General features: G+C 72.0%; 11 protein-coding genes. 6 read left to right on the top strand and 5 right to left on the bottom strand.

Features of this window, described 5'->3' with window-relative positions:
* The first annotated feature begins 30 nt into the window (after positions 1–30).
* Both ACPPVX_RS08630 and ACPPVX_RS08625 read left to right on the top strand, forming a co-directional pair.
* Positions 31–906 (top strand): oxidoreductase, encoded by an 876-nt coding sequence (locus ACPPVX_RS08630; protein ID WP_426574487.1) that lies wholly within the window; start codon positions 31–33, stop codon positions 904–906.
* A 274-nt stretch (positions 907–1,180) separates the two neighbouring features.
* Positions 1,181–1,735, top strand: a complete 555-nt coding sequence (locus ACPPVX_RS08625; protein ID WP_426574485.1) for a hypothetical protein — start codon at positions 1,181–1,183, stop codon at positions 1,733–1,735.
* A 51-nt stretch (positions 1,736–1,786) separates the two neighbouring features.
* On the opposite strand, the gene ACPPVX_RS08620 is transcribed toward ACPPVX_RS08625, so the two are convergent.
* Together ACPPVX_RS08620 and ACPPVX_RS08615 are read right to left on the bottom strand one after the other, a co-directional pair.
* On the bottom strand, positions 1,787–2,071 hold the full coding sequence (locus ACPPVX_RS08620; protein ID WP_426574484.1) for a pyrimidine/purine nucleoside phosphorylase: 285 nt from the start codon (positions 2,069–2,071) through the stop codon (positions 1,787–1,789).
* A gap of 46 nt (positions 2,072–2,117) precedes the next feature.
* Positions 2,118–3,338 (bottom strand): cytochrome P450, encoded by a 1,221-nt coding sequence (locus tag ACPPVX_RS08615; protein WP_426574483.1) that lies wholly within the window; start codon positions 3,336–3,338, stop codon positions 2,118–2,120.
* Between the two features lie 40 nt (positions 3,339–3,378).
* On the opposite strand from ACPPVX_RS08615, the gene ACPPVX_RS08610 reads away from it, so the two are divergent.
* Complete coding sequence (locus ACPPVX_RS08610; RefSeq protein WP_426574482.1) at positions 3,379–3,795, top strand: nuclear transport factor 2 family protein; 417 nt, start codon at positions 3,379–3,381, stop codon at positions 3,793–3,795.
* 142 nt (positions 3,796–3,937) lie between these two features.
* On the opposite strand, the gene ACPPVX_RS08605 is transcribed toward ACPPVX_RS08610, so the two are convergent.
* Positions 3,938–5,398, bottom strand: coding sequence for an aldehyde dehydrogenase (locus ACPPVX_RS08605; protein WP_426574481.1), 1,461 nt, complete (start codon positions 5,396–5,398; stop codon positions 3,938–3,940).
* A gap of 88 nt (positions 5,399–5,486) precedes the next feature.
* Between ACPPVX_RS08605 and ACPPVX_RS08600 the strand changes: the two genes are divergently transcribed.
* The 3 genes from ACPPVX_RS08600 to ACPPVX_RS08590 are packed head-to-tail and all read left to right on the top strand — an operon-like array spanning position 5,487 to position 9,898.
* Positions 5,487–7,127 carry an N-acyl-D-amino-acid deacylase family protein gene (locus ACPPVX_RS08600; RefSeq protein ID WP_426574480.1) on the top strand — a complete coding sequence of 547 codons (1,641 nt, stop codon included), beginning with the start codon at positions 5,487–5,489 and terminating at the stop codon, positions 7,125–7,127.
* Between the two features lie 17 nt (positions 7,128–7,144).
* Entirely contained in the window at positions 7,145–8,644 is a 1,500-nt protein-coding gene (locus tag ACPPVX_RS08595) for an aldehyde dehydrogenase family protein (protein ID WP_426574479.1), read from the top strand.
* 48 nt (positions 8,645–8,692) lie between these two features.
* Positions 8,693–9,898, top strand: a complete 1,206-nt coding sequence (locus ACPPVX_RS08590) for a CaiB/BaiF CoA transferase family protein (RefSeq protein ID WP_426574478.1) — start codon at positions 8,693–8,695, stop codon at positions 9,896–9,898.
* A gap of 18 nt (positions 9,899–9,916) precedes the next feature.
* On the opposite strand, the gene ACPPVX_RS08585 is transcribed toward ACPPVX_RS08590, so the two are convergent.
* Together ACPPVX_RS08585 and ACPPVX_RS08580 are read right to left on the bottom strand one after the other, a co-directional pair.
* Positions 9,917–11,119 (bottom strand): amidohydrolase family protein, encoded by a 1,203-nt coding sequence (locus tag ACPPVX_RS08585; RefSeq protein WP_426574477.1) that lies wholly within the window; start codon positions 11,117–11,119, stop codon positions 9,917–9,919.
* A 271-nt stretch (positions 11,120–11,390) separates the two neighbouring features.
* Entirely contained in the window at positions 11,391–12,203 is an 813-nt protein-coding gene (locus ACPPVX_RS08580) for an alpha/beta fold hydrolase (protein WP_426574476.1), read from the bottom strand.
* Between the last annotated feature and the right edge of the window lie 25 nt (positions 12,204–12,228).

Raw genomic sequence — 12,228 nt, 5'->3', positions numbered from 1 at the left:
GCTCGGGTGGTCGTCCCTAGCGTGGCGGCCATGCAGTCGTTCACGTTCTCTGGTTCGCTCGCCGGCCGTTCGGTCCGCCGCATCGGCTTCGGGGCCATGCAGCTCCCCGGTCCCGGCGTCTTCGGTCCTCCCCGCGACCGGGACGAGGCGCTCGCCGTGCTGCGGCGGGCCGTCGAGCTGGGCGTCAACCACATCGACACGTCGCAGTACTACGGGCCCGACGTCTCGAACGAGCTGATCCGCGAGGCGCTGCACCCGTACCCGGAGGACCTGCTCCTGGTGTCCAAGGTCGGTGCCGAGCGCGACGCCCAGGGTGGATGGGTCTCCGCCCAGACGCCGGCCGACCTCCGGCGGGGCGTCGAGGACAACCTCCGCTCGCTCGAGATCGATCAGCTGGGCGCCGTGAACCTGCGGCGCATGGACGAGCACAGCGATGGTGAGGTCGTCCCGCTGGAGGACCAGCTGGCCGAGATGGTCGCACTGCGCGACGAGGGCAAGATCGGCGGCATCGGGATCTCCACCGCACCGCTGGCCGAGGTCCAGACCGCGATCGCCACCGCAGGGATCGTGTGCGTCCAGAACCCGTTCAGCCTGCTCGACCAGCACGACGCCGATGTGCTCGCCGCCTGCCACAACGCCGGCGTCGCCTACGCCCCGTACTTCCCCCTCGGCTCGGCGTTCCCGCACCTGCCGAAGGTGGTCGACGACCCGGCGGTCGTCGCCGTCGCCGATCGCCTCGGCGCCACGCCGGCCCAGGTCGGCCTGGCCTGGCTCCTCGCCCACGACGACTCGATCCTGCTCATCCCGGGCACGTCGAGCGTGGCACACCTCGAGCAGAACATGGCCATCGGCGATCTCGTCCTCTCGCCGGAGGACCTCGCCGACCTCGACGCCGCCGGCACCTGAGGCGGCCCGGCTGGGTCAGTCGCCGCACTCGGTGGCCAGGACCATGCTCGTGCCGTGGCCCGTCGGGGATGGCATCGGGTGCGGGGTGCACATCGGGCGCGGGCACGGCGCTGGTGGTCGTCAGCCCCTCCGCCCCGCCATCCGCATCGAGCCAACCTACTTCCAGCCCTCGAACCGGCGAGGTCGCTCCGCCCTTCGCCCGGTTCCTTCAGCCCGGTGCCGGGACTGCCGATGGGACCCGGTGGACCGAGGCGGATGGAGACGAGCAGGACCGGTGCGGGCGCGCTCGCGCTTCGGAGCGGTGGCATCGGTCGTGGTGGCCATCGTGCTGGTCGTGTCCGTTGCCGGGTGCTCGATCTTGGGTCGATCGGCAAGCGATGCCGATCGGACCACCAAGGAGCTGTGCCACCCGGACGCGAAGGTCGGCGGCGAGCTCGACCGGTGGATGCTCGATTCGTGCCCGGCCATCGCGAAGCCGGTGGTCATCACCGAGCAGGAGTTCACGCCCGCCATCGTCGGCGAGCATGCCCGGCCGCCCGACGGGCCCGGCTGGGACTGGGACCGCATCCTCGACGCGTGCAGGCACATCCACGACTCGCTGCCGCCGATCTACGACGCCGCCACCCGCGTCCCCGAGTCCGCCCAAGCGGTGGCCCGGCCCTTGCGCACCTACGCCGGCGAGCTGAGCGAGTTCACCAACGGCTGCATCGAGGTCGCGCCCCACCAGGACTACGAGCAGATGCGGCCCCTCACCGCCCACCTCAACGCGGCCACCCGTGCGGTCAACGAGGTGGAGTCCGCCCTGCTGCAGGCGGCGGGCGTCAACTGATCACGGCCAGGACCTGCGTCAGGCGGCTTCCGCCCTGAGGGCGGGCTCAGGTCAGAGGTACTCGCAGAGGTAGGCGGTGGGCGCGGCGACCTGGAGGTCGAAGGCGCTGGAGCCGGGGACCTCGAACGAGGTGCCGGCGCCGAAGGCCTGCCAGTCGGACGAGCCGGGCAGCTGGACCACGAGCTCGCCCGACACCACGGTCATGCGCTCGGGGGCGTCGGTGCCGAAGTGGTAGTCGCCGGCCGCCATGACGCCGACGCTCTGGCGAGCCCCCTCCTGCTCGAAGCCGATGCTCTGGACGCGGTCGTCGAAGTAGGTGTGGTGCTGCAGGGCCATGGAGGGGGATGGTGCCAGGTCGGCGCCGGTCGCACCCAACCTGCGCTCAGCTGCGGCGGGGCCCGGGGGTGAAGGTGATGGGGACCGACAGGGGGACGCGGTTCAGGACCGAGTGGAACTCGATCGGGGCGGCGCCGTCCTGGAGGCGGACGTCGACGAGCCGGCGGGTCAGCTCCTCCACGGCGACGCGCAGGTTCATGCGGGCCAGGTTGGAACCGGCGCAGCGGTGCGGGCCGGCGCCGAAGGCCAGGTGGCGGTTGCGGGTGCGGTCGATGTCGAAGGCGTGGGGGCACGGGAACTCGGCCTCGTCGCGGTTGGCCGACGCCCAGTAGATGAGGACCTTGTCGCCCTCGGCGATCGGTTGGCCGCCCACCTCGACGTCGCGGGTGGCGGTGCGGGCGATGGCGATGAACGGGCCGTCGAGGCGCAGCAGCTCCTCGACGGCACGGGGGATCGCATCGGGCTGGTGCCGCAGCAGCTCGGGGATGGCGGGGTCGTCGGCGAACCGGAGCATGAACTGGCCGAGCGCCCCGGCGGTGGTGTCGAGGCCGCCGAGGATCAGGAGCTGGATCATCCCGATGATCTCGGGCTCGGTGATCGGCCGGTCGTCGATGGTGGCGCCGAGGATGGCGTCGACCACATCGCCCTGGGCCGGCTCCCGGCGCCGATCGGCCACGAACCCGGCGATCCACGTGTTGAGCGCCACCCACGCCTGCCCCCGCTCGGGGTTGTTCGGGTTGGTGGCGGCCATCACCGTCTCGTTCAGCGAGGCAACGGTGTCGGCGGGGGCGTTGAGGATCAGCTCGAAGAACGCCAGCCCCGGGAAGGGCCGGGCGAACTCGGCGAGGAAGTCGCACGAGCCGGTCTCGACGAACCCGTCGATCAGCCGGGTGACGAGGGCCCGGGCATCGGGCTCGAAGCGAGCGACGGCCTGGGGCGTGAAGTAGGCGTTGATGACCTGGCGGTAGCTCTTCTGCAGCGGCGGGTCGATGTGCTCGGGGATGGCGACGACCGTCGACTCGGTCTTCGGGATCGACACGCCCTGGGCCGAGCTGAACGCCGCCCAGTCCTGGGCCACCGCCAGCACGTCGGCGTGCCGGGTCACCACCCAGAACCCACCGTGCTCCTCGCTCCAGGTGACCGGGTGGTCCTCTCGCATGTGCGTGAGCGTGTCGTGGAGGTCCTGCGCGAGCGCGGGGGAGAGGTGGTCGAAGTGGTGGGCGCGCCAGTCGTCGGTGATCGGCGCGACCGACGGGGCAGGGTCCATCGCCGAGCACGCTAACAAGGTGAGCGATTACTTTCTAGGTATGACCGGATGGAAGCGCGTGGATGGGGTGTCGGCGGTGAGCGGCGCCACGGTGACCGCCATGGAGCGCCACTGGGAGGACGGCTGGAACGGCGAGGACACCGACCTGATCGTCGGCCCGTTCGCGCCCGACGTGGTGTTCAGCTCGCCGTTCGTGTCGCGCCTGGTGGGCGACCCGGCCGTCACGACCATCGAGGGGTTCGACGCCGTGCGCCAGTACGTCGCCGACTCGTTCGTCCGAGCCACCCCCGGCATCCGCTACACGCTCGACCGCTCGTACGCCGGCACCGACAGCGTGGTGCTCATCTACACCGTCCACCACCCCGACGGCACCGACCGCCCCGGCGCCGACACCATGCGCCTCGACGCCGCCGGCCAAGTCGTCGAGTGGCGCTGCCACTACCCCTTCGACCTCTGACCCCGACCCCCGCCCCCACCGGGCCCAAGCCCCCCCCCGAACGTTCTGTGATCACCCGGGCACTTCACCGGGCAGTCACAGAACGTTCGAGCGGTCGGGGTGGGGCGACGGGTGAAGTTCGAACGGTTGGGGGTGGGGCTGGTCAGGCGAGGGCGGGCGGGAGGCCGATGCTGCGGGGCTCGAGGTAGCCGAGGAGGCCGTCGGGGCCCAGCTCGCGGCCGAGGCCCGACTGCTTGAACCCGCCGAAGGGCACGAGCGGGAACGGGGCGGCGGTGCCGTTGACCGTGACGCTGCCGGTGCGCATCCGGCGGGCGATGCCGAGCGCCCGCTCGTCGCTGGCCGACCACACGCCGCCGGCCAGGCCGAAGTCGGAGTCGTTGGCGATGCGGACGGCGTCGTCGTCGCCGTCGTAGGGGATCAGGCACAGGACCGGGCCGAAGATCTCCTCGCGGGCCACGCGCATGTCGTTGCTGACGTCGGCCAGGATCGTCGGCTCGACGTACCAGCCCTTGGGGAGGTGGGCGGGGCGCCCTCCGCCGGCGGCCACGCGGGCGCCGTCGGCGATGGCGGAGGCGATGTAGCCCTCGACGCGGTCGCGCTGGCGCTCGGCGACGAGGGGCCCGACGAGGGTGGCCGGGTCGTGCGGGTCGCCGACGGTGATGCCGGCGGCGACGGCGGCCGCGGCGTCGACCAGCTCCTCGTAGCGAGCCCGTGGCACCAACACCCGAGAGTGGGCGCCGCACACCTGACCGGACAGGTGCATGGCTCCACCGACGAGCGTCGGCACCACGAGATCGAAGTCGGCGTCGTCGAGGACGATCGCCGCGGACTTGCCGCCCAGCTCGAGCGACACGCGCTTCACCTGGTCGCCGCAGAGGCTCATGATCCGCTTGCCGGCGGCGGTGGATCCGGTGAAGGCGATCTTGTCGGTGCCCGGGTGCGTGACGAGGTGCTCGCCGACCTCGCGCCCCCCGGGGATCACGTTGATGACGCCGTCGGGGATGCCGGCCTCCTCCAGCGCCTCGGCCAGGAGGTAGTTGCTGAGCGGCGACTCGGGCGGGGGCTTGAGCACCACCGAGCAGCCGGCGGCCAGGGCCGGCGCCACCTTCCAGGCGGCGAGGGTGACGGGTGCGTTCCACGGCACGATGGCCCCGACCACGCCGACGGGGAGCAGGCCGAGGAGGCCGTGGCGCGGTCCGGCCGTGACCTGGCGCTCGAACTCGAAGGTGCGGATGAGCTCGGCGTAGTAGTCGAACACGGGTGCCACCAGGCCGGTCTGGGCCTTGGGGGCCTGGCTGATGGCGCAGCCCATCTCCTCGGTGGTGACGGCGGCGATCTCGTCGGTCCGCTTGCGCAGCAGGTCGGCGGCGCGGGCCAGCAGGTCGGCTCGCTTCCCGGGCGCCATCTGCGGCCAGGGCCCCCGGTCGAACGCGGCGCGGGCGGCCTCGACGGCGTGGTCGATGTCGTCGGTGGTGGCCAGCGGGACGGACCCCACGACCTCTTCGGTGGAGGGGGAGATCACGTCGAGGAGGGCGTCGCTGGCGGGCGGGACCCACCGGCCCCCGATGAAGAAGCTGTGCCGGTGCAGGAGGCGGTCGTCCACGGGGGTCGAGGCTACCAAAGTAAGCGAACGCTCGCTATGTTGGTGGCTACGGTCACCGTGACCGGGGAACGAGAGCGTCGGAGCACCGATGGACCTGCTGCTGGGCAACGCCACGTTGATCGATGGCACCGGATCGCCGGCGCGCGCGGCCGACGTGGCGGTCACCGGAGGGCGCATCGAGGCAATCGGTGTCCCCGGGTCGCTCGTGCCCACCGACGGCACCGAGGTGGTCGACCTGGCCGGCCTGGTGCTCGCCCCCGGCTTCATCGACATCCACACGCACTACGACGCCCAGATCCTGTGGGACCCGAACCTCACGCCCTCGAACTGGCACGGCGTCACCAGCGTGATCATGGGCAACTGCGGCTTCGGCGTGGCCCCCACCCGGCCCGAGCACCGAGACACGATCATCCGCACGCTCGAGAACGTCGAGGGCATGTCGGCCGAGGCGCTCGAGGTGGGCATCGACTGGTGCTTCGAGACCTACCCCGAGTACCTCGCAGCCATCGAGGCCCTCCCCAAGCGCCTCAACGTCGGTGCGTTCATCGGCCACTCGCCGCTGCGCCTCTTCACGGTGGGCGGCGACGAGCGCGCCGCCACCCCCGAGGAGGTCGAGCAGATGTGCGACCTCGTGCGCGAGGCCATGGCCGCCGGCGCCATCGGGTTCTCCACGTCCCGCCAGCCCGCCCACCAGGGCGCGTTCGGCCGCCCGGTGCCGAGCCGCTTCGCCGAGGTCGACGAGGTGGCCGCCATCGCCGGGGTGCTGGGCGAGCTGGGCGCGGGCGTGCTGCAGGTGTCGATCGGGCCGGGCCTGTTCATCGACCAGTTCTCGGAGCTCGCGGTCCGCTACGGCATCCCCGTCACCTGGACCGCGCTCGTCACCCGCGCCGACAAGCCGGGCGCCGCGCTGCGCACCGTCGAGCGCGGCGCCGCGCTGCCCGGCGAGGTGTACCCGCAGATCGCGTGCCGCCCGATCGTCATGCAGATCGGCATGGCCGACCCCATCCCGTTCGCCGAGCTCGACGAGTGGAAGGAGGTGCTCGCCCTCCCCCGGGAGGAGCGGGCCGACCTCTACCGCGACCAGGCGTGGCGCGACCGGGCCCGCCCCGCCACCCTCGAGGCGTGGAGCCAGCGCTGGCCCAAGGTCAGCGTCGAGGAGACCGGCACCCACGGCGAGCTGGTGGGCGTGCCGCTCGACGCCCTCGCCGCCGAGCGCGGCACCACCCCGTTCGACCTGCTCCTCGACCTGGCCCTCAGCGACGACATGGCCACGCGCTACCGGATCGTCCTCGAGAACGACGGCGACGACGAGGTGGCCGAGCTCCTGGCCGACAAGCGCACGCTGCTCGGCCTGTCCGACGCCGGGGCCCACGCCACCCAGCTGTGCGACGCCTGCTACTCCACCCACCTGCTCGGGCACTGGGTCCGCGAGCGCGGCGCCCTGTCGCTCGAGGACGCGGTCTGGCGCCTCACCGGCCACCCCCACCAGGCGTTCCGCATCCCCGAGCGCGGCCTCGTGCAAGCGGGCTTCCACGCCGACCTGGTGGCGTTCGACCCGGCCACCGTGGGCGCCCTGCCCGTCGAGCGGGTGCACGACCAGCCCGGCGGCACCGACCGCCTCGTCGTCCGCAGCACCGGCATCGAGCACGTGTGGGTCAACGGCACCGCCGTCCGCACCGACGGCACCGACGTCGACGACGTGGCGCCCGGCCGGCTCGTCCGCAGCTGAACCAACCAAGGAGCCCGATGACCACCATCGCCGCCAGTGCCGACCAGCGCCTGCCGTTCCTCGACGGCCGCCCCAAGCAGCTGCTGATCGGTGGGCAGTGGGCCGACGCCGCGTCGGGTCGGACCTTCACCACCGCCAACCCCTCCACCGGGGCGACCATCGCGGAGATCGCGGCCGCTGACGCCACCGACGTCGATCGGGCGGTGGCGGCCGCACGCGCCGCGTTCGAGGGGCCGTGGTCGCGCCTCACGCCGGCTCAGCGGCAGGGGCTGGTGTGGGCGGTGGCCGACGTGGTCGAAGCCAACTTCGAGGAGCTGAAGTTCCTGGAGTCGGTCGATATGGGCATGCCCATCGGCTCGGCACCCGCGGCCGGCGCCGAGCACGCCGTGTCGGTGCTGCGCTACTTCGCCGGGTTCGCCACCAAGCTCGGCGGCGACACGCTCCCCAACTCGATGCCGTGGGAGATCCTGACCTACACGCTGCGCTCGCCGGTGGGCGTGGTCGCGTCGATCATCCCGTGGAACAGCCCCATCAACAACGTGCTCTGGAAGCTGGCGCCGGTGCTGGCGACGGGCTGCACGATGGTCCTCAAGCCGGCCGAAGAGGCCAGCCTCGTCCCCCTGCGCATCGGGGAGCTGCTGGCCGAGGCGGGGCTGCCCGACGGCGTGGTCAACATCGTCACCGGGCCGGGCGAGACCGTGGGCGTGGCGCTCACCGAGCACCGAGACGTCGACAAGGTGGCGTTCACCGGGTCGACCGCCACGGGCCAGGCCATCGTGCGGGCGTCGGCCGGCAACCTGAAGCGGCTCACGCTCGAGCTCGGCGGCAAGTCGCCCGACGTGGTGTTCGCCGACGCCGACCTCCGCCGCGCCGTCGCCGGGGCGACCATGGGTGTGTTCATGAACTCGGGCCAGGCCTGCACCGCCGGCACCCGGATCTTCGTCGAGCGCCCGATCTACCAGGACTTCATCGACGCCGCCTCGGAGTACGCGCAGAAGCTGACCCTCGGCGACAGCCTCGACCCGGGCACCCGCATCGGCCCGGTCGTCTCGGAGACCCAGCTCGACCGGGTGACGGGCTACCTCGGCATCGGCGCCGACGAGGGCGCCCGCGCCGTGGTGGGCGGCCAGCGGGCGGCGGGCGGGTCGCTCGACGACGGCTACTTCGTGGAGCCGACGATCTTCGTCGACGCCACCGACGACATGCGGGTGGCCACCGAGGAGATCTTCGGGCCCGTCGCCTGCGTGCTCCCGTTCGACACGGTGGACGAGGTGGTGCAGCGGGCCAACGCCACCAGCTTCGGCCTGGCCGGCGGCGTCTGGACCAAGGACCTGAGCAAGGCGCACACGCTGGCGCACCGGATGAAGGCCGGCACGGTGTGGGTCAACACCTACAACCTGTTCGATCCGGCGATCCCGTTCGGCGGCCACAAGATGAGCGGGTGGGGCCACGAGTGCGGGCCCGACGCGCTCGACGCCTACCTCACCACCAAGGCCGTCTGGGTCCGCACGGACTGACGCCCGGTGGCTGCTGCGAGCGAGGGGGCTGGACCGGGGACGGGCCCGATGGCGGGGGTGCGGGTGCTGGAGGTGGCCTCGCACGTGTTCGTCCCGGTGGCCGGGGCGATCCTGGCCGAGTGGGGCGCCGAGGTGGTGAAGGTCGAGCACCCCGTGACGGGCGACCCGTACCGCGGCCTCGCCACCCACGGCCTGCACTCCACGTACCAGGGCATCGACCTCAACTTCCAGCACGCCAACCGGGGCAAGCGGTCGGTGGCGATCGACCTCAAGGCGCCCGAGGGCCGGGCGCTGCTGGCCCGGTTCGCCGCCCAGAGCGACGTGTTCCTGACCAACCTCCGGTCGTCGGCTCGCCGGCACCTGCGGATCGACCTCGATGACCTCCGGGCCGCCAACCCCGCCATCGTCTACGTGCGGGGCAGCGGCCAAGGCGCCCGCGGGCCGCACGCCGACCGGGCCGGGTACGACATCGCCGCCTACTGGTCGCGCAGCGGGCTGTCGTCGCTCACCGCGCCGCAGGACGGTGAGCCGCCCCGCTTCCCGCCGCCCGCGTTCGGCGACTACGCCGGCGGCCTCGCCATCGCCGGCGCCATCTCCGCGGCGCTCTACCAGCGCGCCGTCACCGGTGTGCCGTCGGAGATCGACGTGTCGCTGCTCGGCGTGGGCATGTGGCAGATCCAGCCCGACATCGTCGACGCCGCCCTCCGCGGACCGGGCGCCGACAAGCCGCCTCGGGACCGCTTCGCCACCTGGAACCCGCTGGTCGAGCACTACCGCACCCGCGACGGCCGCCTCATCGCCCTGGTGATGATCGATGCCGACCGCAACTGGCCCGACCTGTGCGCGGCCATCGGCGCCCCCGAGCTGGTCGACGATCCGCGCTTCGCCGACCTGGCCGCCCGCCGCGAGCACTGCCGCGAGTGCGTGGAGGCGCTCGACGCGATCTTCGCCCGGCGGGACCACGCCGACTGGTGCGAGGCGCTGGCCGGGCTCGGTGGGGCCTGGGCGCCGGTGCAGTCACCCGGTGAGGTGGCCCACGACCCCCAGGTGGTGGCCAACGGCTACCTCGGCGAGGTCGACCTCGGCGTCGGCGATCCGCTGCCGTCGGTCGCGGCGCCGTTCCAGTTCGACGGCCGGCCGACGCCACCGCAGCGCTCGCCGGAGCACGGCGAGCACACCGAGCAGCAGCTGCTCGAGCTCGGCCTGACGTGGGCCGACATCACCGCCCTCAAGGAGGCCGGCGTCATCGCCTGACCCGCTGGAGGGGTGGGGTCAGGGCCGCTTGGGCGGATCGAGGTCGTAGAGGCGGGTGGCGGTGTGCTGGAGGACCTTGCCGGCGATCTCGTCGGGAACGCCGCCCATCGAGCGCTGCATCACGACCTTCGGGCTCGGCGACTCCGACGCCGGGCCGGGGGAGAGGCTGGTGGCGTGGGGGAAGTCGGTCTCGAACATGAGGTTGTCCTCCATCACGTCGAGGACCCGCTGCACCGACGCCTGCTCGAACCAGTACATGCCGTAGATCTGGCGCTTCATGTACTCGCTGGGCAGGAGGCGCCCCGGGTAGTCGTGGTGGGCGCCGACGTTGAGCCACTGCCAGTCCATGCTCTCGCCGAGGAACGGGAGCCAGCCGGCACCGTTCTCGACCGACACGAAGTTGAGGTCGGGGTAGCGCTCGCACACCCCGCTCAGCACCACCTCGGCCACGTTCTGGGCGTTGCCCAGCAGCACGAGCGAGCTCTCGCGGGTGAAGTCCATCTTCTTGGACTGGTCGACCGCGCCCTTGAGGTCTTCGGGGTTGTTGAGGAACCCGACGTGGAAGTTCATGCTGAGGCCCATCTCCTGGGCCTGGCCCAGCAGCGGCTCCCAGTAGTCGTCGACGAGGCGGGGGAGCCCGACCTTGTCGTAGCGGGCGGCGAACAGCACGCCCTTGTGGCCGATGTCGTGGGCCCGCTTCATCTCGGCCACCGACTCGTCGATGTCCCAGAACGGCAGCATCATCATCGGCACCAGCCGGCTGGAGTCGGCGGACGCCCACTCGACGAGCCAGTCGTTGTAGGCCTGCACGCACTGCGTGGCCAGCTCCTTGGGCATGTGGTTCAAGAAGACGTGGCTGTGGAAGCCGAGGATGTTCGGGTAGAGCACCTGGTAGTGGACGCCGACCGAGTCGTTGTACTCCAGGCGGGCCTTGGCATCGATGGCCGGGAGGAAGGCCTCCTGCAGGCGCTTCGGGTGCGACGGCGGGAACTCGGGCCACTGCGCCTGGGCGAACGCACCGACGCCGTAGAGCTTCTGGTCGCCGATGTACCAGTAGTCCTCCTGGCGGCGCTCGTGGAACCGCACGTGGGGGATGAGGTCGCCCCACTTCGGGTCGAGGCGGGCGGTCCAGAGGTCGGCCGGCTCGATGATGTGGGAGTCGACATCGGCCACCGCGAACTTCTCGTAGACGGCGGTCCCGTCGGTGGGCAGCTCGGTCATCAGGTCGTCCCCATCATCAGCACGTTTGAGAGTATTCGCTCACTTACATTAGGGCTCGCCCGTCCGAGGTGTCAACGCGGCCGCCCTGCCGCCACCGGCTCGCGCCCCCCCCCTCGGCCTTTGTGGTCGATCTTCCACGCGTGAAGGGGAAGATCGACCACAAAGCGGAGGGGTGGTCGCCGCCCTCGGCTTTTGTGGTCGATCGTCCACCCGTGGAGGGGAAGATCGACCAGAGAACGGAGCGTGGGGTGGAGCAGGTGGTCGGCGTGGCTTAGGCCAGGTCGTCGAGGAAGGAACGGATGGCGGCGTTCACCGGTTCGGGGAAGGTCAGGTTGGCGGCGTGGCCGGCGCCGGCGATGAGCACCAGCGGCTCGGCGCCGGGGAGGCCGGCGACGAGGTCCTCGGCCTTCGAGACCGGGATGGAGGCGTCGGCGTCGCCGTGGATGACGAGCGCAGGGCAGGCGATCTCGCCGAGCCGGTCGGTCAGGTCGTCGCGGGTCACGAGCGGGTGCATCATCTGCGGGGCGCGGTGGGGCGGCAGGCCGGCCCAGTGGGCCTTCCACGATTCGTCGTCGGCGCGAGGGCCCAAGATCGCCGCCGCCGCGAAGTCGAGCGTCTCCTGGGCCGGTCCGTCGGCCGCCCACGCCTCGGCCATCCCCAGGTACAACGGCACGATCTCGGGGTCCTCCACGCCGGCTTGGGTGTCGATCAGGACCAGGCCCCGCACCCGCTCCGGGGCCCGCAGCGCGGCGCGCAGCGACAGGAACCCGCCCTGGCTCATGCCCGCGAGCACCGCGCGCTCGACGCCGAGGTGGTCGAGCAGCGCCAGGACGTCGTCGGCGCTGTCCCAGTACGACCACGGCTCGTCGTGCTCGGCCTCGCCGTGGCCGCGCTCGTCCCAGGTCACCACCCGGTAGCCGTCTCGCAGCGCGTCGACCTGCGGGGCGAACATCGTGTGGTCCATGAGCAGCCCGTGGCTGAACACGATCACCGGTCCGTCTCCGCCCGAGTCGGTCACGCCGACGGTCGCACCCGTCGCGAGGGTCACCTGGACGAGTGGGTCTGCCATCGATGGGAGCGCCATGCCGGGAGCGTAGGCAGCGCCCCGG

The sequence above is a fragment of the Aquihabitans sp. McL0605 genome, from assembly GCF_049993875.1.
Taxonomy (GTDB): Bacteria; Actinomycetota; Acidimicrobiia; order Acidimicrobiales; family Iamiaceae; genus Aquihabitans.
The sequence above is the reverse complement of the archived record's forward strand: the minus strand, read 5'-3'. Positions and strand labels throughout refer to the sequence as shown.